The following is a 22,096-nucleotide window of genomic DNA, read 5'->3' on the forward strand; positions in this document are numbered from 1 at the left end:
TCCGTCTGCCATCCCTCTGCCCAGTGCCGTGGCGGGACCTCGCGTTCCCCGGGGTCCGCAGAGCCGAGCACGGTCCGCGGCCACAGGTCGGGCATGCTCCGCCGGTTCCGGTGGTCAGCCATCGGTTCCCTCCGACAGCAGCTCTTCCAGTTCGGCCGGGGTGAGCCTGTCCAGTTCCGCGACGAGGTCGCCGGGCAGCGACTCGCCGGAAGGGGCCGCGCGTTCGACCAGTTCCGCGAACTCACCCAGAGTTGGGGCGTCGAACAGGGCCGCGCCAGAGAGGTCCACGGCCAGGTCGTCGCTCACCCGGGCGGCGAGTTGTGTGGCGAGCAGCGAGTGGCCGCCGAGTGCGAAGAAGTCGCTCTGCGGCCCTACGTCCGCCATGCCCAGCAACTCCTGCCAGATCACGCGAACCCGGTCGCCGACGGATTCGTCCCCGGCAGGCGGTGACGCGGACGGTGCCGGGGCCGGGGCGGCGGTCGGCGCCTGCTCCGGCCGGCTCCCCAGCCAGTGACGGCGGCGTTCGAACGCGTAGGTCGGCAGCGGCACCCGGCCTGGCTCCTCGTGCCGCCAGAACCCGTCCCAGTCGATGGTGACACCGCTGGTGAACAGGGTGGCTGCCGCGGACAGCACCGCTTGCCCGTCCGGTATCGCCTGCCGGGGATGACCTAGCGACCCGACCGCCACATGGCCTCCCTCGGCCAAGGACTGCTGGCGTACCAGGGTGGTCAGCGTGGTTCCCGGTCCCACCTCCAGCAGGACGTACGGGTCTGCTCCGTCCAGAAGCTGGCGCGCGCCCTCGTCGAACCGGACGGTGTCACGCAGGTGGCGGGCCCAGTAGACGGGATCGGTGGCCTGTTCCGAGGTGATCCAGCGGCCGTTCAGGTTGGAGATGAACGGGATCTTGGGAGGCCGCAGGGTGATGCTGGACAGCAGCGCGGTGAACTCGTCCAGGACGGGTTCCGTCATGGCGGAGTGGAAGGCGTGGGACGTGCGCAGGAGGCTGTGCCGGATGCCCCGTCCGGTCAGCTCGGCGACGAGCCGGTCGATGCCTTCCGCGGGACCGGAGGCGGTACTCAGCCGGGGGCCGTTGGCGGCAGCGAGGGACACGCCGGCGGGCAGCAGCCGGGTCAGCTCGTCGGCGGACAGGTGCACGGACACCATCTGGCCGGGCGGGAGCTTCTGCATGAGCCGCCCGCGGGCGGCCACCACCCGGACCGCGTCCTCGAGTTCGAACGTACCGGCGAGGCACGCCGCCACGTACTCGCCGACGCTGTGCCCCAGCATCGCCCGAGGGTGTACGCCCCATTCCGCCCAGAGACAGGCCAGCGCGTACTCGGTCGCGAAGAGGGCCGGCTGGGTGTACTCGGTCCGGTCGAGCAGATCCGCCGCCGTACCGGCCGGATCCGGCACCAGCCCGGTGACCACGCGCAGGTCGCTGTGGAGTTCGTCGGCCAGGAGGTCGGCGCACCGATCGAACGCAGTCCGGAAGGCCGGCTCGACGGCGTGGAGTCCGGCAGCCATCCCGTGGTGCTGCGCGCCCTGCCCGGGGAAGAGGAACGCGATCCGCCGTTCCCGCGGAGCCGGACCGTCACCGGCCGAGGGACCGGCCCCGGCCGCCCGGGCGGCGAGCCGGGCCGAGGCCTCGCCCCGGTTCGCAGCCACCACCGCCGCCCGGTACGGCAGTGCCCTGCGCCCGAGCTGGCTGGTGAAAGCCGCATCGGCCAGGTCCACGTCCGGACGCTCGGCCAAGGCGCGGCCCAGCGCCGCGGCGTTGTCCGCCAGCGCTCGTTCGGAGGCACCTGAGACCACCAGGACCTGCGCCGAACGGCGTGGCGCGATCCGCTCCGGCGGCACCGGGGCCTCCTCCAGGACGACATGTGCGTTGGTGCCGCCCATGCCGAACGAGCTGACTCCGGCGCGTCGCGGTCCGTCCCCTGGCGGCCAGGCGGCTGCCACGTCGGGGACGTGAAAGGGGCCGGACGCCAGGTCGATCTCCGGGTTGGGCTCGCGGAAGTAGGGGCTCGGCGGGATCGTCCGGTGCCGTAGCGCCAGCACGGCTTTGATCATCCCGGTGACACCCGCCGCCGCGTCCAGGTGGCCGATGGACGGCTTCACGGATCCGAGGGCGCAACCGGTCCGGTCCTGTGGTCCGTCCGTGTCGAACGCCTCCTGGAGGGCCGCGTACTCGATGGGATCACCGAGCGCGGTCCCGGTGCCGTGCGTCTCGACGTAGGAAATCGAGTCGGGTGACACGCCCGCCGCAAGGTGCGCCGTCCGGATCACGGCGGCCTGACCCTCGGCGCGCGGCGCGGTGAAACCGACCTTGCGGCCACCGTCGTTGTTGACCGCTGATCCCTTGATCACGGCGTGCACCGTGTCGCGGTCCCGCAACGCGTCGGCCAGCGGCTTGAGCACGACGGCCGCGACGCCGTCACCGTTGACCGTGCCGGTGGCTCGCCGGTCGAAGGCGTACACGTGCCCGTCCGCCGACATGACACCGCCGCGTACGGCCCGGTAGCCCTCGCGCTGCGGCACGTGCAGCGACACCCCTCCGGCCAGCGCCACGTCGCATTCGCGGCTGAGCAGGGCCTGACAGGCCAGGTGCACGGCGACCAGTGAGGAGGAGCAGCCGCTCTGCACGGTGATGGCCGGTCCCTGGAGATCCAGGTGGTAGGCCACCCGGGTGGCCAGGCTGTCCTTGTCGTTGGCCAGCATCAGTTCGTGCAGGGTGACGCCGTCCAGGGCCGCCGGGTCGCTGCCCAGGTGGTGCAGCAGATACGTACTCAGACTGGTGCTGGCGTACACGCCGGTCAGGCCCTGGTAGTACGGCGAGCCGTATCCCGCGTCCTCCAGTGCGGACCAGGAGGTCTCGAGGAACAGCCGTTGCTGGGGATCGAGGAGCGCGGCGTCCCGCGGCGTGTAGCCGAACAGCTCGTTGTCGAAGAGGTCCGCGTCGGCGAGCACGCCGCCGGCCGGCACGAAGTCGGCGCGTGAGCGGGTCTCGGCAGGCACCTCTGCCGCATCCAGCTCCGCTTCGCTGAAGCGAGAGATGGTCTCCCGTCCGGCGCGTACGACCTCCCAGAACTCGTCAGTGGACGCCGCACCGGGGAACCGGCCGGCCATGCCGATGACGGCGATCTCCAGACCGGTCGGCTCGTCGTGGGCACTGTCGTCGGACGTCATGACCGCGGTCCCCTCCCTTCGGCGCCGAGCCTGCGGGCACGTTCCCGGAGTGCTTGTCGGTCGCGCGGCGTGTCGGCGCCCGGTCCCCGGTCCGGACGGAGTGGCTCGGCGTCGAGGTGATCGGCCAGATCGCGGATGGTCGGGTGGCTGAACAGGGCGACCGTGGGAACCTTCCGGCCCAGAAGCTGACTCAGCCGGGCACGCAGCCGCAGCAACAGCAGGGAGTCACCGCCGGCTTCGAAGAAGTTCTCGTGGACACCCGTGTCGCGGCCCAGCACATCGCGCCAGGCGCTCGCCACCAGCCGTTCGAGTTCCGAGCCGGGTGCCGTCGGACCGGCGTCCGGCCGGCGGCCCAGTTCGAGCGCTTCGGTGCCGGCAAGCGCGCCGCGGTCCACCTTGCCGTTGGCGTTCAGGGGCAGGGCGGGCAAGGCGTACAGCCGATGCGGGATCATGTACGGGGGCAGCTGCTCGGTGAGTCCCCGACGCAGTCGCTCTGCCACTCCCGCGGGATTTGCGCCATCGCCGGCCAGTACGAGGTACGCGACCAGCTCACGTGCTCCCGAAGCGCCGAGCGGAGCCAGTACGGCGGCGTCTCGGACATCCTGGCTCGCGCGCAGCCGCGCCTCGATCTCGCCGGTTTCGACCCGGTAACCGCGGATCTTCACCTGTGTGTCCGCGCGGCCGAGGAACTGGATGTCGCCGTTCTCCAGCCACCGGGCGAGGTCTCCGGTGCGGTACATCCGGGCCCCGTACACGCCCGGGCGCGGGTCCGGCAGGAAGCGCTCGGCCGTGGCCGCGGGTCTGCCGAGGTAACCCCGGGCGAGCCCGTCGCCGGAGGTGTACAGCTCGCCGACGGCACCGATGGGCACCGGCACCAACGACTCGTCGAGGATGACCACACCGGTGCCACGGATGGGGCGGCCGATGGGCAGATACTCCCCCGGCGGCGGTCCGTCCGGGGTCCACACGGTGGTGAACGTGGTGTTCTCGGTGGGTCCGTAGGCATGGGTGAAGGTCAGCCCCGGGTGAGCCCGCAGCGTGTCGCGGACGTGCTGGGCCGACACGACGTCACCGCCGGCGACCAGCCTCCGGACGCCGGCGAAGACCTCGGGAGCGGTATCGGCGACCTGGTGGAAGAGCCCCGCCGTCAGCGACAGCACCGTCACGCCGTGGCGCTGTACCGTCTCGGCGAGCAGCTCAGGGGTGATTCGTCCCGGCGGATAGACGGCCAGCGTCGCTCCGTGCACCAGGCACGTCCAGATCTCGAACGTCGAGGCGTCGAAGGCGACCGGGGCGATCTGCAGGAAGACGTCTTCAGGTCCGAAGCGGGCCCAGTCCGGGTCCACGAGCCTGGTGACACCGAGGTGCGGAACAGCGACGCCCTTGGGCTCTCCGGTGGACCCGGAGGTGTAGCTGACATAGGCGAGGTGTCCTGGCCTCGGGTCGGGCAGCCGTGCGGGCACCGGGGCGAGATCGGCTGCGGCCAGCTCGTCGTCCAGGTTCAGCACCTCGGTCTCCCCGGTGGGCAGAGCGGCCAGGTGTGCACTCGCAGCGAGGACGAGGGCGGGCCGGGCATCGCCGAGCAGCCGTTCGATCCGGTCCCGGGGCTGTTCGGGGTCGAGCGCCAGGTAGGCGGCCCCTGCCGAGACCACGGCGAGCAGGGCGATCACAAGCTCCGGCGACCGGTCGGCACGTATCGCGACCACGGACTCCGGACGCACGCCTTTGGCCACCAGCCGGGCCGCGAGGGCCTGGGCACGCCCGTGCAGTTCGCCGTAGCGGAGCACGGTGTCGCCGCAGACCACGGCCGGGCTGTCGGGCCGTTCGGCGGCCTGGGCGGCGATACGGGCCGGTACGGTGCGGGTGTCGGCCGTGGGCGGCCCGGTGGTCCAGTGCCGGGACGGCAGCGCGTCGTCGGTTTCCGGGGCGAGGTCGCACAACCGCGTGCCGGTTCGCCTCATCGCGTCGTCGGCCAAGGCGGCTGCCCGGGTGAGCAGGCGTCCCGTCTCGGCGTCCGAGTAGCCCTCGGGCGGCCGCAGAAGGCGTACGCCGTCCGGCACGGCTTCCAGGGTGAGCACCGCCTCCCCCGCGCCGGTACGGCCTTCGTCCAGCACGGTCCGCACCCGGTCGACCAGGACGTCGAAAACGAGACCGGGAGACACGTCGACCACACCGTGCCGAAACGGGCTGCCGGCCTCCGGAGTACGCCAGGCGACGGGTACACGCTCCGTTCCGTCCCGGCGCTGAAGTACCGCGGCCAGGGCGGCCAGGGCCCGGGCGAGGTCAGTATCGAGAGCCGGTTTGACGGCCTCGTCCGGCAGCCGAAATTCGGCGGGCGCCGACGCCTCACTCCGCATCATTCCACTCCCCCCTGTATCCGTGCGCCGGGCTGGTTATCCCGGCTGACCGGAGTAACTATCAACCACGTCTTTGGCTGCCCCATGGAGGTTCCCTGACGTGGCCCTGGCAGCACGCTGGCGCCTTAGCGGCAGCCCAGTGAATTCCCTTGTAGTCGGCTCTGAGCACATGCCAGCCTCTCTCCCGGAAAGTTCAGCCCGAAATATTCAGGAAGGAATCGGCATGGCCGCACTGGATATTCCCTACACCGAGCTTTACGTGGGGGACCGGCACAAGACCGTCGAATATTTCACCGGCTCGTTCGGATTCGAGGAATCAGCAGTCTCCGAATCCCCCGACATGCAGTCGTCGCTGCTGCGTCAGGGGGCCGTCCGTCTCGTGGTGTCCAGCGGCCCGGCCACCGAGCACTTCCTCGACCAGCACGGCGACGGCATCGCCGATATCGCACTGACATGCGACAACGTGGCGGAGACCGCCGCCGCCGCGGTCGCGGCGGGCGGCCGCGTTCTCCCTTCCGACCGGGGCAGCATCGCCGTCTCCGGGTTCGGGGACGTGCGACACACCCTGGTTCCGACGGGACCGGGCGAACCGGCCGACCGGGTCTGGACCGAGGGGCGAACTGCCACGCCGGCGCGCGACGGAGCCGCACCGATCCTCTCGCTCGACCACATAGCGGTGTGCCTGAGCGCCGGCACCCTCCACGAGACCGTGCAGTACTACATCGACGGATTTGGGTGCGAACGGTTCTACAGCGAATACGTGGAGGTGGGTGAGCAGGCCATGGACTCGATCGTGGTCCGCAACCCGTCCGGCGGTATGACTTTCACCATCATCGAGCCCGACCCGCAACGTGAACCCGGACAGATTGATGCGTTCCTCCAGCGAAACTCCGGCTCCGGAGTCCAGCATCTCGCCTTTCTGGTGGATGACATCGTCGCCGCCGTACGCGATTTCCGAAATCGCGGTGTCGAGTTCCTGCACACACCCGGCACCTACTACGAAATGCTGGCCGACCGCATTCCCGAAATGGCCGATCAGATATCGAGCCTTTCGGACACGAACGTACTCGCCGACTGCGACGAATGGGGATACCTGCTCCAGTTGTTCTCGCGTTCGCCGCACGAGCGGAACACGCTGTTCTACGAGCTGATCCAACGCCACGGCGCCCAGGGCTTCGGCAGCGCCAACATCCGCGCACTGTACGAAGCCGTCGAGCGTGAGCGGGTGGCCTCGCAGTGAGCGGATCCAGCTCCGCCGTCGAGCGGATGGCGGACGCACTCACCCTGTCGGACGTCGCCCGCCTGGCCCGGCCACGACTGGCGCCGCCGGTCTGGGACTTCATCAACGGCGGCGCCGGCGAGGAACGTGCCCTCGCGGCGAACAGGTCGGCATTCGAACGGATTACGCTGCGTCCCCGGGCACTGGCCGGTACCGGCCGGCCCGATACAACGGTCAAGATCCTCGGGCGTGAGTGGGCGGCACCCCTCGGAATTGCCCCTGTCGCCTATCACACGCTGGCTCATGCCGACGGTGAAGTGGCCACCGTGCGCGCCGCCGATGCCGCGGGTCTTCCCGTCGTCGTGAGTACCTTCGCGGGCCGCGCCTTCGAGGAATTGCCGGCGACGACCGCTCCGCTGTGGCTGCAGGTGTACTGCTTCCGCGAGCGCGCGATCACTCGAGACCTGATTCAGCGGGCGGAACGGGCCGGGTTCGAAGCCCTGGTTCTCACGGCCGACACCCCCCACCTGGGTCGCCGACTGCGCGACGTCCGCAACGGATTTCGGCTGCCTTCCGGTATCCGGCCCGCCAACCTGCCGGGGGAAGGCTTCGACTCGCCTACCGACCACGGTCGTGACGCGCTCGACCCGGAGCTGGACTGGTCGGTGGTCGAGTGGCTGCGCTCGGTCAGCGACCTGCCGGTGCTCGTGAAGGGCATCATGTCTGCGGAGGATGCGCTGCACGCGTGTGCCGCGGGTGCCGACGGAGTGGTGGTGTCCAACCACGGCGGCCGTCAACTCGACTGCGCCCCGGCGACTTTGGATGTACTGGCCGAAGTGGTCCAGGCAGTGGCGGGCTCATGTGCCGTGCTGCTCGACGGCGGTGTGCGGGGTGGCACGGATGTCCTGACCGCTCTCGCCCTGGGGGCCGACGCGGCGCTGATCGGTCGACCGGTGCTCCACGGCCTGGCAGCCGCGGGGCAGGACGGTGTGACACAGGTGCTGGACATCCTGCGCACCGAACTCACCGACGCCATGGCCCTGACCGGCACCCGTACGATCGCCGACGCCGGGAAGGTCAGGCTCGACCGGGCCGGCCCGGGGCACCGCCGCGGCCTCCTCGTCCCGATGCAGGCACCGGCCACTCCGGCCGACGTCGGCGGGCCGGTGTCGCCTGGGGAAGCCGGTGTCCTGCGCAAGGAGGACCTGCACCCGAGCATCTCGGACCCAGTGCTCGACGCCATGAACTTCCTCAACGAGGTCACCGACCGCTACCCGGAAGCCATCTCCTTCGCCCCGGGGCGCCCGTTCGAAGGCTTCTTCAGCACCGATCAGATCCTCACCGCGGTTGAGCGCTACCTTGACCACCTCGCGGAGCAAGGCGTCCCGCCGGAACGCATCCGCAACTCGCTCTACCAGTACGGGCCGGCCGCCGGCCAGATCCGGGAACTGATCGCCAACTCCCTTCGCGTCGACGAGAACATCGACGTACCCCCCGAGTCGATCGTCGTGACGGTCGGTGCGCAGGAGGCCATGGTCCTGGTGCTCCGGGCGCTGTTCTCCCGGCCGGACCAGGTACTGCTCGTCTCCAGCCCGTGCTACGTCGGCATCACCGGCGCAGCCTCCCTGCTGGACGTCGCGGTGGCCGAGGTGGAGGAGGACGAGAACGGCTTCTCCTGCGCGGAGTTCGAGGCCACCGTACGCCGGGAGATCGCCGCCGGACGGCGCCCGACCGCGGTCTACCTGGTGCCCGAACACTCCAACCCGTCCGGCGGCACTCTCGCGACACCGGACCGCCACCGCCTGCTCGAACTCGCGGAGCGCTACGACGTCCTGGTCATCGAGGACAGTCCGTACCGCTTGGTCAGCCGGGGCGCGCAGCCACCCGCACTGAAGTCGCTCGACCGCGGGCGTCGCGTCATCCACCTGGGCTCGTACGCGAAAACCGTCTTCCCCGGCGCCCGGGTCGGATACGTCGTGGCGGATCAGCGTGTCCGGGACGACCTGCGCAAGGGCACGGGTCTGCTGGCCGCCGAACTCGCCAAGATCAAGAGCATGGTCACGGTCAACACACCGTCGCTCAGTCAAGCGGCCGTGGCCGGGGTGCTGATCGCGTCGGGCGGGCGGTTGTCACAGGCGAACGTCGGAGCCGCCGACCACTACGGCGAGGGTCTGGACACGGTCCTGCACGAGTTGGCCCGGGTCTTCCCCGTATCGGAACGCGAGCGGCTCGGTGTGCGGTGGAACGAGCCGACCGGCGGCTTCTTCCTCACCATGGGGGTCGGCTTCCGGGCCGACGACGAGGCACTGTCCCGCTCCGCCGAACGCTTCGGGGTCCTGTGGACGCCCATGTCGTACTTCTATCCGCGAGGCGGCGGCGAGAACGCGGTCCGGCTGTCGTTCAGCTACCTCACGCCCCAGAAGATCAAAGAGGGCATCGCACGGCTCAGCCGCTTCATCGAGGCGGAGACACTGCGGCACGGTTCCTCCTCCGCTGCCCGGCTCGACGGGGAGGGGGCGCCGGCATGAGATCCGCCGCAGTCATCGGCACCGGCCTCATCGGAACCTCGGTGGCACTGGCCCTGAGCCAGCGGGGCGTGAGCGTGTACCTGAGCGATGCCGACCCGTCAACCGCCAGAACGGCGGCCGCGATGGGCGCCGGCAACCTCGGGCTGCCGGAGACTCCCGTGGACCTGGCCGTGTTCGCGGTCCCTCCGGCCCGGATCAGCGCGGAGGTGGCCCGCTGGCAGCGGATCGGGCTCGCCCGCGCCTATACCGACGTCGGCAGCGTCAAGGCACGTCCTGGCCAGGAGCTGTCCGCATGCGGAGGCGACCCGGCCAGCTACGTGGGAGGCCACCCGCTGGCCGGAGGGGAGCGCTCCGGGCCACTGGCCGCCCGGGGAGACCTTTTCCAGGGCCGGTACTGGGTCCTGACCACCTCCGACCACACTGATCAGAGCGCCTTCAACCACGCTCTGGAGCTGGTGTCCCTCTGCGGGGCCGTCCCCGTTCTGATGAACACGGTGGCTCACGACCGGGCGGTGGCTCTGACCTCGCACGCGCCCCACATGCTCGCGGCCCTCATGGCGGGACGCCTGGTGGAGGCGGAGGACAGCGCGGTCCGCATTTCCGGACAGGGGCTGCGCGACATGACGAGGATCGCCGGCGGCGATCCGGGGCTGTGGAGCGAGATCCTGGACTCCAACGCCGCCGCGGTCGCCGATGTACTCGCGTCCGTTGCGGACGACCTGGACCGGACCGTCTCGGCGCTCCGAGCGCTTGTGGAGAAGGACGAGGCGTCCGCCGAGTCCAGCCGCCGGGACCTCGAGGAACTGCTGCGGCGCGGGACCACCGGACGAGCCCGGATACCGCAGAAGGACGGCCGGCCGTCCTTCGATCTGACGGCGGTGCCCGTGGAGATCTCGGACCGCCCGGGGGCCCTGGCCCATCTACTGGCCGACGCGGGAGCCTGCGGGGTCAATATCGAGGACGTACGCATCGAACACGTTCCCGACCCGCCGCGTGGTCTGGTGGAACTGATGGTGGAGCGGGCCGCCGCCGGACCGCTCAGTGCGAGCCTGCGGAACTCCGGCTGGCTGCTGCAGAAGTAGGAGACCGGCCCGGCCGACGGCGGCAGCGCACCACCGGCACCGGGTCGGCCTCCAGGTGGGGCGCTCAGTCAGGCCAGGCCGGGATGGGGATTTCCTCAGCCGGCATTCTACTCAGCACGCCTTTGTGCAGGTCTTGCAGTTCCACGCCCGGTTCGATTCCCAATTCCTCCCGCAGTCGGCTGCGGGCGACGGCGTAACCCTGAAGCGCTTCAGCTTGCATGCCGGACCGATAGAGGGCCAGCATCAACTGGGCCGCGAGCGTCTCTCGCAGCGGATGGGAATTGACCAGTTTGGTCAGCTCCGGAATTATCCGCCGATGGTTCGCGAGCGATATCTCAAGACTGAGCAACTCCTCGTAGACCGCGAGCCGCTCGCTCTCCAGGAAACGTGCTTCCTGCTGCAGAAGCTCTCCCGGAACTCCGGATAGAGCATTCCCGCGCCATACGGACAGTGCATCACGAAGTTCACGCGCCGCACCGCTGACATCCCCGCAGCGGACCAAGTCCCGGCCCGTCTGGACCCGCTGTCGGAATACCCGCAGGTCGATCGCGACAGGATCGACCTCAAGCATGTATCCGGCGTTTCCCGTGGCCAGTTCGACGCCCGGAGCACGGCCGATGAGCTGACGGAGCCGGTAGACGTAGGCCTGCAAGGTGGTCCGGTAGGCCGACGGAGGCCTACCGGACCAGACATAGTTCGCGAGGCTGTCGACCGAGACGAATTCATTTACGTCCAGCAGCAGCGACGCCAGAACAGCCTGCTGCTTGGGCGCCGTGACAACTACCCTTTTTCCTTCGAGTCTGATATCCAGCGAGCCGAGAATACCAAACTTGACCCGATCGGCTAAAATCGACACACTAACCCCCGTCAGGACACGCTTGAAACAGATTGACCCAATACGGATCAACCACACCAAGCCGGACGTGACCGGCTCTCTTGCGCTACCTCACTTGCAGCGTAACCCAGCACCGGCGCAGCAGCATTCAATTGCTGACCAAATTGATCCACCGAGACCCCCGTGGGGCCGACACAAGTGTCAACCCCGCCGAGCGAAGGCTCGGCGGGGTTGACACGGCGCACCGCGGAACTTTCAGCTGCTGGGTTCCTGCCCGCGAAAAGGGGCTTTCAGACGTCAGATGTGATCGGTCTCCTCGCCGGCGGCCTTCTCGGCGGTGGTCTCCTCGGCGGTGATCTCCTCCGCCGCCGCTGCCACCGCCGCCGACGTCTCCGCCGACTCCTCAAGGACCGCCGCGCCCAGCAGCTCCGTGGCCTCCTTCGCCGCGGTCAGCAGCACCGTGTCCTGCGGCGCCTGGTCGGCGAAGTTCTCCGGGTGGTGGCAGGCCACCTGCTGGCCCGGGCGGAGCTCGAGCAGCGGCGGCTCGGTCGTCTTGCAGATCTCCGTCGCCTTCCAGCACCGCGTGTGGAAGCGGCAGCCGGAGGGCGGCGAGATCGGCGAGGGGACGTCACCGCGGAGCAGGATGCGCTCGCTCTTCATGCCCCGGCGCTTGGGGTCAGGGACCGGCACCGCCGACATGAGCGCCTTCGTGTACGGGTGCATCGGCGACTCGTACAGCTTGGTGCTGTCCGCGAGTTCGACGATCTTGCCGAGGTACATCACCGCGACCCGGTCCGAGACATGCCGGACGACGGAGAGGTCGTGGGCGATGATCACGTACGTGAGGCCGAGCTCCTCCTGGAGGTCGTCCATGAGGTTGACGACCTGAGCCTGGATCGAGACGTCCAGGGCTGAGACGGGCTCGTCGGCGACGACCAGCTTCGGCTTCAGGGCGAGCGCGCGGGCGATCCCGATGCGCTGGCGCTGACCGCCGGAGAATTCGTGCGGGTAGCGGTTGTAGTGCTCGGGGCTCAGGCCCACCAGCTCCAGCAGGCGCTGTACCTCCTTCTTGACCCCGCCCTCCGGCTCGACGCCCTGGAGCCGGAACGGCGCCGAGACGATCGAACCGATGGTGTGCCGCGGGTTCAGGGAGCCATACGGGTCCTGGAAGATCATCTGGATGTCGCGGCGCAGCGGACGCATCTTTGCGGTGGACAGGTGCGTGATGTCCTGACCCTCGAAGGTGACCTTGCCGCCGGTCGGGTCCTGGAGCCGGGTGATGACCCGGCCCATGGTCGACTTGCCGCAGCCCGACTCCCCGACCACGCCCAGGGTCTCACCCTTGCGCACCTCGAAGTCGATGCTGTCGACGGCCTTCACCGCGGCCACCTGCCGCTGCAGGATGCCCTTCTTGATCGGGAAGTGCTTCTGCAGGTCCTCGACCTTCAGCAGCACCTCCCGGTCCCCGGACGCCTTCTCGGAAGCCGACGCCTGCTGCGGGATGACCGCCTCATCGGATTTCTTCGTGTCGCTCACAGCTTCGGCGCAATCTCTTCGGTCCAGATCCGCGTACGGTCCTCGGCCGAGAGGTGGCAGGCGGACCAGTGGCCGCCGTCGACCTGCTGCAGTTCGGGACGGACCGTGCGGGTGACGTTCCCCTTGGGAAGGTCCGCGTACGGGCAGCGGGGGTGGAAGGCGCAGCCCGAAGGGACGTTGATGAGGCTCGGCGGCTGGCCCTTGACCGGGATGAGCCGGTCGGAGGTCTCGCGGTCGATGCGCGGCATCGAGCCCAGCAGACCCCACGTGTAGGGGTGCTGCGGCTTCTCGAAGATCTCGTCGACCGGGCCGCGCTCCACACACCGGCCGCCGTACATCACCAGCACGTCGTCGGCGATTTCGGCCACCACACCCAGGTCGTGGGTGATGATGATGACCGCGGAGCCGAACTCCTTCTGCAGGTCACGGATCAGGTCGAGGATCTGCGCCTGGACGGTCACGTCCAGGGCGGTCGTCGGCTCGTCCGCGATGAGCAGTTCGGGGTTGTTGACCAGCGACATGGCGATCATCGCACGCTGGCGCATACCGCCGGAGAACTCGTGCGGGTAGCCGTCGACGCGCTTGGCGGGCTCGGGGATGCCGACGCGGTCGAGCATCTCGATGGCGCGCGCGCGTGCCACCTTCTTGCTGACGTCGTGGTGGACCCGGTACGCCTCGACGATCTGGTCGCCGATCTTGTAGTACGGGTGCATCGCGGACAGCGGGTCCTGGAAGATCATCGCCATCTCGCGGCCGCGCAGCCGGCGCACTTCGTCCGGGGAGGCACTGACGAGTTCCGTGCCGCCCAGCCAGATCTCGCCGGACATCTGAACGTTCTTGCCCCGGGCGCCGAGCCGGTGCAGGCCCATGATGGCGAGCGAGGTCACGGACTTGCCCGAGCCCGACTCGCCCACGATGGAGAGGGTCTTGCCCTTCTCCAGGGAGAAGCTGAGGCCGTCGACCGACTTGACGATGCCGTCGTCGGTCGGGAAGTGCACCTTGAGGTCGCGGACATCGAGGAAGGCGTCCGACGGGCTGCTCGGCGTGGGCTCACCCACGGCGGCACCGGTCTTGGAGAGTTCGGTCACGAGAGCCTCACCCGCGGGTCGGCGGCTGCGTAGAGCAGGTCCACCAGAAGATTTGCGATCACGACGAAGAAGGCGGCGAGCAGGGTCACGCCGAGGATCGGGGGCAGGTCGTTGTCATCGATGGCCTGCACCGCGTACTGGCCGACACCGTGCAGCGAGAACACGGTCTCGGTGATCACCGCGCCGCCCAGCAGCAGACCGAGGTCCATGCCGAAGACGGTGATGATCGGGGTGAGCGCGGCGCGCAGTCCGTGCCGGACGACGACCTTCCGCTCGCGCAGGCCCTTGGCACGGGCCGTGCGGATGTAGTCCTCGTTCATCGTCTCCAGCATGCCAGAGCGGGTGAGCCGCGCGTAGATGGCCGAATACAGGAGCGCGAGCGAGCACCAGGCGGGGATGAGCGTGTTGGCCCACTGTGCCGGGTTCTGGGTCAACGGGACGTATGTGCGGCCGAAGATCGGCCACTGGTAGGTGAAGAGCAGGATCGCCAGATTGCCCGTGAAGAACATGGGCAGCGAGACGCCTGCGAGGGCCACACCCATGAAGGTGCGGTCGAAGAAGGAGCGTGGCTTCAGCGCGGAGATCACACCGATCGCCACACCCGAGACCAGCCACAGCACGGCGGCACCGGCGGCCAGCGACAGGGTCACCGGCATCCGGGAGGTCAACTGCGGCCAGACGGCCTGGTGGGTCTTGAAGGAGTAGCCGAAGCACGGCGCGTCACAGTGCACCGTGGTGGGGCCCAGATCATAGGTGGCGCCGGAGACGATCCCCTTGATGAAGTGCCAGTACTGGACGTAGACAGGCTGGTCCAGACCGAGGTTGTGCTTGACCGCGGCGATGTCCGCCTTCGACGGGCTCTTGCCGATGTACTGCTGCGCCAACTGGTCGGCGGTCTGCCCGGCGAGCCGCGGCAGCACGAAGAAAATGGCGAAGGTGACCGCGGAGACGACCAGCAGCAGGATCACCGCTGCGAGCGTCCGACGGAGGATGTACGAGATCACGGGGATCGGCGCTGGTGCCCGCGGGCCACGAGGTCCGCGGGCACCAATGCCTTCACCTGCCTTCCGGGGCTGCTACTTCGACGCGACGCCGATGTTGAGGTAGTCGTACTGGCCGCTCCAGGCCGCCGAGGACACCAGGTTGGTGTTGTTCACCGGGCGGGCCAGCAGGACCTTGAAGTAGGTCAGCGGGACGATAACGGCGTCGTCCATGGCCTGCTTGTCGATCTGCGTGTAGAGGGCGTTGCGCTCGGTGTCGCTCTGCGTGCCGATCGCCTTCGCCAGCAGGTCGTTGACCGACTTGTTGTCGTACTGCGACAGGTTGGTGTTACCCGACTGGCTGATCGCCTCGCCGTTCAGGATCTGCTGCAGGAAGCCGTAGCCCGACGGCCAGTCAGCACCCCACTGCATCATCATCAGGCCGACGTTCTGCTTGTTGGCGAAGTTCGGCACACCCGCGTAGTCGGTGAAGTACTTGCCCGACGGGTACTGCTTGAGGCTGGCGTTGATGCCGACCTTCTTCAGCGAGTTGATGATCGCCGTGGCGGCGTCAACCTCCTGCGGACGGTCCGAACGGGCCGTGATGTTGGTGTTGATCGACGTCTTGCCGCAGGCCTTCAGCTGCTCCTTGGCCTTCGCCACGTCACCCTTGTTGCCGGTGGTGGCGTAGACGTCCGCCTTCGCGTAGCCCGGGATGTCCGGGGGCAGCACCGTGGTGGCGACGTCACCGCGGATCGGACCGCCCTCGGCGGTCTGCACCGAGACCTTGTCGATCGCGTACTCGACGGCCTTGCGGCAGGCGGCGTTGTCGAACGGCTTCGACTTGGTGTTGATCGCCATGTAGACCAGACGGCCACCGTAGGTGTTGTCCGTGTTGGCCTTCTTGCCGGCGTCGGTGAGGACCTGGGCCTGCGTGGCGGCCTGGACACCCGTGCCGCCGAGGTCGATCGCGTCGCCGGCCAGGACGTCCTTGTCGACCGTCTCCGGGTTGACCTTCAGGTTGACGATGATCTTGTCCGGCAGCTGCTTGCGCAGCGGGTCGGTCTTCGGGTCCCAGTTCTTGTTGCGGACCAGCACGGCCTGCTTGCCGTCCTGGTAGCTCTGGAACTGGTACGAGCCCGAGGACACGATGTTCTTGACGTAGTCGACGCCGTTGTCCTTGGCCTGCGGGACCGGGGCCGTCTGCGGGGCGGCGACCAGGTAGTCGAACTCCTGGAAGGCCGTCTTCAGGTGGAAGACGATCGTGGTGTCGTCCGGGGTCTCGATGGAGGCGAGGCCCTTGGCGCTCTTGTCCTTGTAGGGGCCCTTGTACTTGTCGCCGCCGACCAGGAACTGCTGGAAGTAGTTCGGGCCGAGGGAGAGCACGTCACGCGCGAAGTTGGAGCGCTCGACGGCGTACTTGACGTCCTTGGACGTGATCGCGGTGCCGTCCTGGTACTTCAGGCCGGAACGAAGCTTGTACGTCCAGGTCTTGCCGCCGTCGCTGGGGACGCCCTTGCCCGCGGCGAGGTCCGGGACCAGGGTGTTGCCCTTGGAGCCGGGGCCCGGCTCGAACGTCATCAGCGGGCGGGCGTACAGCCGGCTGAAGTTGTACATGTACGCGTAGTACGTGTTGCCCGGGTCGAACGAGTCCGGGACGTCGGACAGCTCGTAGGTGACCGTGCCGCCCTTCTTGTCCGATGCGTTGACGACACCCTTGGTAGCCGCGTTGGCCGCGGCGGAGCTGCCGCCGTTGTCGTCCTTGTTGTCATCGGCCTTGCTGCACCCTGCAACCAGCAGGGTGGCGGAGCCGATGGCCGCGATCGCGGCCAGCGCTGACCTTCGCATGATGGGTGGGTTCCCCTCCATTGTCGGAAACTTATCGGGCTCTCGGATGCCGGCAGGCGTCAGCGGCTGCGCGGGTCGAGAGCGTCGCGGAGACCGTCACCGAGCAGGTTGAACGCCAGCACGGTCACGAAGATTGCAAGGCCGGGCACGATCATGTACTCAGGATCGACCTGGTAGAACGTCACGGCTTCGCGGAGCATGCCACCCCAGGACGCTTGCGGGGGCTGGATGCCGACACCAAGGAAGCTGAGGGACGCCTCGAAGAGGATGTTGGTCGGGATCAGCAGCGTCGAGTAGACGATGATCGGGCCGACCAGGTTGGGCATCAGCTCTCGAAACAGGATGTACGGGCCCTTGGCACCCAGGCCGCGGGATGCGTCGACAAACTCGCGCTCCCGCAAGGCCAGGGTCTGGCCGCGCACGATCCGGCCCAGGTAGGGCCAGTTGAAGAAGCCGATGACGAAGATGAGCACGCTCAGGTGGAGCGGCAGTCCGTTCAGGCCGAACGCGCCGCCCTGCAGGGTGGCGGAGATCGCGATGGCGAACAACAGGAGGGGGAAGGCGAGGAAGGTGTCCATCAGCCGGCTGATGACCGAGTCGACACGCCCGCCGTAGTAGCCCGCGACGACACCCATGACGGCACCGATAACGTTGGACAGGATGGTGGCGCCGAAGGCCACCACCAGCGACACCCAGGAGCCCTCCAGGATGCGGGTGGCGATGTCACGGCCGAACTTGGGGTCCACGCCCAGAGGGTGATCGAGGCTCATACCGCCCCAGCCGCCGGACGGCAGCGAGGTGTTGGGGTCGATCAGCTCCTGGTGGAAGGCGTTGGGGTCGAGACCGAACAGAGCCTGGATGGGGCGGGCGAGGATCGCCACGACGATCAGCAGGACGACAACGATGCCGCCCACGACGGCGACCCTGTCCTTCTTGAACCGGGACCAGGCGATCTGCCCGAGGGAACGACCCTCGATCTGCCCCTTACCGGCACCCTGCAGCACAGCCTCCGGCTGCGCATCGGCTGCCGCCCCGGTGGTCTCGATCGGTGCGGTCACTGTGACCTGACCCCTCTCACCGGCGGTGACCGGCTTTTGTCCGCCGCGGTGGGCGGCTTGGTTCGCTTGCATGTTGCGCGGTGGCTGCCGATGGTTACGGCCCGACCGTCCGCGAGACCGTTGACTGGCACTGCGTACCGGCTCGCGGGATCGGTGACTTCGCGTCTGAAAGGCGAGTCTTCAGTGCCCTGGTGATCACGCGCCAGGGCTGATGGAGAAAGTATGCGCAACCGTGATGCCGATCGAGGTTTCCGCTATCCGGACTACTGGCAACAGAGGTCGGACGGAATAATTCGGACACAGTGCACAAAGAAGCTCCAATGGTGCGCATCTACGCGCGAAGATCACTGCATGGACAGCGGTCGAGCACCACCCGCCGAGAGCCCGGAGCGGAGCGTTCAGATGTGACCGACGCCACAAGCGGTGCGGGGCGCGTCCGGTTTGCCGCTTTCTTGCTTTTTCGCCCCACGCACAGAGTGGACAATCGGCATTTTGACCCTAAATCGATTTTCCTGTGCTTTACGAATCTGAGCTTTCTCTGAGAATTCGACCGGATCGCACCGCAGTAAACTGCTTGCCCAATCGAATTCACAGGGCTAACTTCATTCCCGCACCGCTGCTCCGGCGACCGAAATACTGGGGCAGAACGAAACGGGGAAACGGGGAGAACAAATGAAGACACCGAAGAGGCGCGCGCTCTGTTCTGTTGCGACGGGCGTCGCTCTGCTCGGCGGAAGCTTCGCCATCATTCCCGCGACGGCGACTTCGGCAGCCGCCGCGCACTGCGAGCCTTTCACCTACTACACCGTGTCCAAGCTGTCCGGCGCCTCCTACAAGACCCGTGGGCCTGTCCGCAGCAAGTACAACAGCAGCTCCCACTCGGCCACGCTCTCGATCTCCGAGACGACGAGCACCACGAGGGCGTCCGCCTGGAGCGGCGAGGCAAGCGTGTCCGTGGGCTGGGCCATCGCCACGGTCAACGCCAAGACCAGCTACTCGGTGACGAAGACGGCCGCCAAGGGCGTCACCGTGACCGACACCATGGTCGTCGACTCGCACAAGCGGGGATATGCGCAGCCGATGGTCGAGTACCACAACTTCGGCATCTACAAGTGGCGCCAGGGAGGTGACTGCAAGCAGTATCCCGTCAAGGACATGGGAATCCTCAAGGGGATAACTTCCTCGGAGCACTGGGCGGAGTGCCAGACGAAGAGCACAGACGGCTGCACTCCCAGGCCGTGATGTAATACGCGGCAGATACGGACGGGCACCACAAGAAATCCGGGTGAGCGGCAGAAGTCACTGCCGCTCACCCGGATTTCTTGTGCTCAGAATCAGAAGCAAGGAGATGGGGAAGAACTACTGTCCGAGCGGCGGTCAGTAGCCGCCGGGCGCGGGCGGGTAGCCGTAGCCGGCCGCCGGGGCCGGGGGGAGCGCCGCGTGGGCCTCCCGGTCGTAGAACGGACGGGCCGCCGCCCTCATCCACATCACGACCGGGTCGTACTCGTCGGTCATGGCCACCGTGGACACCGGCAGGCCGTCCGGTACCGCCCCGATCGACTGCTGCATCATCGCCCGCACCGAGTCCACGGCCGGCGGCGAGGTGTCGTACACGTCGAGGCCGATCGCGAGGTACGGCGCCCCGAGCGCCGGCTGCACCCAGGCACGGCGCAGGGAGCGGATCGCGGGCGTGCGGTGGGCGTTCTGCGACAGCAGAGCGTAGAACTGCGGGATCTCGATGGCCGGTTCGGCCAGCCGCAGCGGGCCGGCCGGCTGCCGGTCCAGGCCGGTGGCGATGCGGCGCAGGTCCAGCCAGGGGATGCCGACGCCGCCGCCCGGGGCGTGCGGGTTGAGCCAGAGCCCGAAGTGGTCGGGGTAGAGGGTGCGGGCCACGTCGACGCCGTCGACCACCTCGTACGACCGGTTCCAGCCGCTTGCCGACAGTTCCTGGGCCGAGGTCACGCAGGGGGCGTAGCCGTGGCCGTCGACCTCCATGTTCCCGTACTGGGCGTCGGGGGAACCGGACTGGCCGTGCCAGAGCAGCATCCAGATCTGGCCGGAGGCGGGCGTGGCGAGGGCGCGGAGGAGTGCCTCGTAGGCGTCGTAGCGCCCGGGCGTTACCTGGCGCAGCATGTGCTCGACCTGTCCGGTCGCCGCGGTGCCGCTGGCGCTCACGTGTTACCGCCCCTTCATCTGTCGCCCCGCGTGTGGAGGCCGCCCCGCGTTTGGAGACAGCTTAAGGGCCCAGGGAGCGGGGGCCGATTGTCCGTGCGCGGGTGCGGCTCCGTGGTGGCCGGGCGAGCCCGCCCGGCGAGCCGCGAACGGGCACGGGCCCGTGCCCCCGGCCGGTTGTTCCGAGGGTGTTTCTAGTGGCCGTACTGATAGAAGGGGCGGACGTGGTCCCGCATCCAGTGGGCCACCGGGTCGTCCGCCACGTCCAGCAGGACCAGGTTGACCGGCCAGGGCACCGGGACCCGGCCCAGTGCCTTGCCCAGCGCCTCCAGGGGCAGGGCGCGCAGGTCGCCCTCCCACTGGGAGAGTTCGACGCCCACGAACATCACCGGGTCGGACGTCTCGACCGCGGCCAGGCAGCGGCGGGCGGAGGCGACCACGCCGATCGCCGCGAACTCCGCCGACGCGGCGGCCAGGAAGTCCATCGGGTCGTCCTGCCAGTCCGGCTCGAAGAGGCGGACCCGGCCGCCGGAGGCGGGTCCGTCCAGTTCGGTGCGGCCGACCCGGCACAGCTCGGCGACCCCTTCCGGCGGCAGCGGGAGGCCCACCATGCCCCCGGGGTTCACGGCGATGCCGACCTGCGGGGGCAGGCCGCGGGCGAACTCGGCGGCGGGCGCGATCGTGTACGACAGGTGGGAGCCGGCCACCAGGCGGAACTGCTCCTCGGAGCTGAAGACCGGGACGTACACCTGGCCGGCGATCTCCGTGGTGGGCAGGTCGAGGGGGCCGCTGTGCGGGCCGCCGCCCTCGGGCAGCGGGATCCACAGGTAGCTGCGGCCCAGTACCTCGATGAGGCGGGCCGCCGCCGCGGGCACGCCGAGGGAGGCCGACAGCACCTCCTCCAGTTCGTTGCCGGGCCAACCGCCGTGCGGGTGGGGGTGTGCCTGTGCCGGGAAGTCCGCGGGAAGGTCCGCCGGGAAGTCCATCTGCCTACCGCCTGCTGGAAACCGCTGTTGAGGCTGAAAAGGCTAGCGGGTGACACCGACAAAGCCAGCAGCCGATTCAAGTCCACGGGCCGCTCCACCTCGTCCGGGGCCGCCCGCCTCGCGCGCTCAGGCTGTGAAGGCGATCCGGCGCAGGGTGTCCGCCGCGTCGCGGTCGAGGAGCACCGCCGAACCGCAGCCCGGAGGCAGATCGCCCTTCTCGACGGAGCGGATCAGCCGGCCCGCCGCCCTGCGGTGGCGCAGGAAGGCGTACCGCGAGACACCACGGCCGCGCTCGCGCTGGCCGTCCAGGGCCGTGCCCGGCGTGACGTCCAGGAGCAGCAGGTGCAGGGTGCCGCCGCGGCGCCGGGCCTCCCGGGCCAGCCAGTCGCGCACCCAGACCTGCGTGCCGCAGTCGTGCACGACCACGCCCTCGCCGGTACGCAGGGCGCGGCGCAGGCCGGCGTAGTGGGCGAGGCGGACCAGCGGGCGGTAGACGGCGTACGGCAGGAGCCGGGCCAGCCGGGCGTCCCAGCGGTCGCGGGTGTCCTGGGAGTCGACGCGTATGCCCTGGACGGTGCGGTGCATCAGCGTCGACTTCCCGCTGCCGGGCAGCCCGGTGACCACGACCAGGTCCCGGGGGCCGAAGAGCAGTCCGTGGGGGCCGTGGCCGGCGCGCTCGCGCAGATCGCGGACGACCGGTGCGGGGCGTGCGCCGTACCGCTCGCGGGCCGGGGCCGTCGGCTGCTCGGGCAGGGCGACGCCCGTCGTCGCCGCGCAGGTCCTCGCGTATGCCGTGGTCCTTGTCACCGTGACCGTCCTCCCTGGGGGTTCAGGAAAGGTTCTCCCCACTTAATGTAAAGAGAAGGTAATGCACGGTGTCTCGCGGTTCGGTGCGCGAACGGCCACAGGCCTGTCACAGAAGGCCGTGCCGGGTCCGGCCTGCCACGGCCGCGGACGGCGTGCAATGATGTCCGCGCCAACTGCATACCGGCCGCTTGAATCCGCGCGGGAGAGTCCCCCGGCACCACGGTGCCCGGGGCGCCGAAGGAGCAAGTCCCTCCCTTGAATCTCTCAGGCCCCGTTACCGCGCGGGCGAGGCACATCTGAAAAGCGGGCCGCTGTGACAGTGGCTCCACCCAAGGTGCAAGCCGTGACCACCCCGTGGTCAGGGCGAACCTCTCAGGTTCCGATGACAGATGGGGAGGACAGCTTCGCCTGTCA

Annotated in this window: 15 protein-coding genes and 2 riboswitches; of the genes, 4 read left to right on the top strand and 11 right to left on the bottom strand. The window is 68.8% G+C overall.

Going from position 1 to position 22,096, the window contains the following annotated elements:
* Positions 1 to 114: 114 nt before the first annotated feature.
* Both MB828_RS14200 and MB828_RS14205 read right to left on the bottom strand, forming a co-directional pair.
* The gene (locus MB828_RS14200; protein WP_301648451.1) at positions 115 to 3,186 is read right to left on the bottom strand and encodes a type I polyketide synthase; all 3,072 of its coding nucleotides are present in this window, start codon (positions 3,184 to 3,186) and stop codon (positions 115 to 117) included.
* The gene (locus MB828_RS14205) at positions 3,183 to 5,546 is read right to left on the bottom strand and encodes an amino acid adenylation domain-containing protein (RefSeq protein WP_301648452.1); all 2,364 of its coding nucleotides are present in this window, start codon (positions 5,544 to 5,546) and stop codon (positions 3,183 to 3,185) included. The genes MB828_RS14200 and MB828_RS14205 overlap by 4 nt, the downstream gene beginning before the upstream one ends.
* 220 nt (positions 5,547 to 5,766) lie before the next feature.
* On the opposite strand from MB828_RS14205, the gene hppD reads away from it, so the two are divergent.
* From hppD to MB828_RS14225, 3 genes are read left to right on the top strand one after another with little or no spacing between them, the layout of a single operon-like run.
* On the top strand, positions 5,767 to 6,783 hold the full coding sequence (gene hppD / locus MB828_RS14210; protein ID WP_301648453.1) for a 4-hydroxyphenylpyruvate dioxygenase: 1,017 nt from the start codon (positions 5,767 to 5,769) through the stop codon (positions 6,781 to 6,783).
* Positions 6,780 to 9,290 carry an aminotransferase class I/II-fold pyridoxal phosphate-dependent enzyme gene (locus MB828_RS46665; protein WP_343236167.1) on the top strand — a complete coding sequence of 837 codons (2,511 nt, stop codon included), beginning with the start codon at positions 6,780 to 6,782 and terminating at the stop codon, positions 9,288 to 9,290. The genes hppD and MB828_RS46665 overlap by 4 nt, the downstream gene beginning before the upstream one ends.
* Positions 9,287 to 10,372, top strand: a complete 1,086-nt coding sequence (locus tag MB828_RS14225) for a prephenate dehydrogenase (protein WP_301648454.1) — start codon at positions 9,287 to 9,289, stop codon at positions 10,370 to 10,372. The genes MB828_RS46665 and MB828_RS14225 overlap by 4 nt, the downstream gene beginning before the upstream one ends.
* A 64-nt stretch (positions 10,373 to 10,436) precedes the next feature.
* Here the strand turns inward: MB828_RS14225 and MB828_RS14230 are convergent, their stop codons facing one another.
* The 6 genes from MB828_RS14230 to MB828_RS14255 form a co-directional block, all read right to left on the bottom strand.
* Complete coding sequence (locus MB828_RS14230) at positions 10,437 to 11,228, bottom strand: AfsR/SARP family transcriptional regulator (protein ID WP_301648455.1); 792 nt, start codon at positions 11,226 to 11,228, stop codon at positions 10,437 to 10,439.
* A gap of 276 nt (positions 11,229 to 11,504) precedes the next feature.
* Positions 11,505 to 12,743 (bottom strand): ABC transporter ATP-binding protein, encoded by a 1,239-nt coding sequence (locus MB828_RS14235; RefSeq protein ID WP_301648456.1) that lies wholly within the window; start codon positions 12,741 to 12,743, stop codon positions 11,505 to 11,507.
* Positions 12,740 to 13,831 carry an ABC transporter ATP-binding protein gene (locus tag MB828_RS14240; RefSeq protein WP_301648457.1) on the bottom strand — a complete coding sequence of 364 codons (1,092 nt, stop codon included), beginning with the start codon at positions 13,829 to 13,831 and terminating at the stop codon, positions 12,740 to 12,742. The genes MB828_RS14235 and MB828_RS14240 overlap by 4 nt, the downstream gene beginning before the upstream one ends.
* On the bottom strand, positions 13,828 to 14,835 hold the full coding sequence (locus MB828_RS14245) for an ABC transporter permease (RefSeq protein ID WP_301648458.1): 1,008 nt from the start codon (positions 14,833 to 14,835) through the stop codon (positions 13,828 to 13,830). Before MB828_RS14245 ends, MB828_RS14240 begins: the two co-directional genes overlap by 4 nt.
* Positions 14,836 to 14,907: 72 nt before the next feature.
* Positions 14,908 to 16,680 carry an ABC transporter substrate-binding protein gene (locus MB828_RS14250; RefSeq protein ID WP_430381380.1) on the bottom strand — a complete coding sequence of 591 codons (1,773 nt, stop codon included), beginning with the start codon at positions 16,678 to 16,680 and terminating at the stop codon, positions 14,908 to 14,910.
* Positions 16,681 to 16,718: 38 nt separating this feature from the next.
* Positions 16,719 to 17,717 carry an ABC transporter permease gene (locus MB828_RS14255; RefSeq protein WP_301648460.1) on the bottom strand — a complete coding sequence of 333 codons (999 nt, stop codon included), beginning with the start codon at positions 17,715 to 17,717 and terminating at the stop codon, positions 16,719 to 16,721.
* Positions 17,718 to 18,389: 672 nt separating this feature from the next.
* Here MB828_RS14255 and MB828_RS14260 point away from each other — a divergent pair.
* The gene (locus tag MB828_RS14260; protein WP_301648461.1) at positions 18,390 to 18,959 is read left to right on the top strand and encodes a hypothetical protein; all 570 of its coding nucleotides are present in this window, start codon (positions 18,390 to 18,392) and stop codon (positions 18,957 to 18,959) included.
* 135 nt (positions 18,960 to 19,094) lie between these two features.
* Here MB828_RS14260 and MB828_RS14265 read toward each other — a convergent pair whose 3' ends face one another.
* From MB828_RS14265 to MB828_RS14275, 3 genes are all read right to left on the bottom strand, one after another.
* Positions 19,095 to 19,892 (bottom strand): enhanced serine sensitivity protein SseB C-terminal domain-containing protein, encoded by a 798-nt coding sequence (locus tag MB828_RS14265; RefSeq protein WP_301648462.1) that lies wholly within the window; start codon positions 19,890 to 19,892, stop codon positions 19,095 to 19,097.
* 191 nt (positions 19,893 to 20,083) lie between these two features.
* Positions 20,084 to 20,875, bottom strand: a complete 792-nt coding sequence (locus tag MB828_RS14270) for an enhanced serine sensitivity protein SseB (RefSeq protein WP_301648463.1) — start codon at positions 20,873 to 20,875, stop codon at positions 20,084 to 20,086.
* 126 nt (positions 20,876 to 21,001) lie between these two features.
* A complete protein-coding gene (locus MB828_RS14275; protein ID WP_301648464.1) occupies positions 21,002 to 21,682 on the bottom strand; it encodes an AAA family ATPase in 681 nt (226 codons plus the stop codon).
* A gap of 189 nt (positions 21,683 to 21,871) precedes the next feature.
* A riboswitch (glycine riboswitch) is annotated at positions 21,872 to 21,972 on the top strand.
* Positions 21,973 to 22,081: riboswitch (glycine riboswitch) on the top strand.
* The last annotated feature ends 15 nt before the right edge of the window (positions 22,082 to 22,096 follow it).

Source organism: Streptomyces arenae, assembly GCF_022343545.1.
Classification (GTDB): Bacteria; Actinomycetota; Actinomycetes; order Streptomycetales; family Streptomycetaceae; genus Streptomyces; species Streptomyces humi.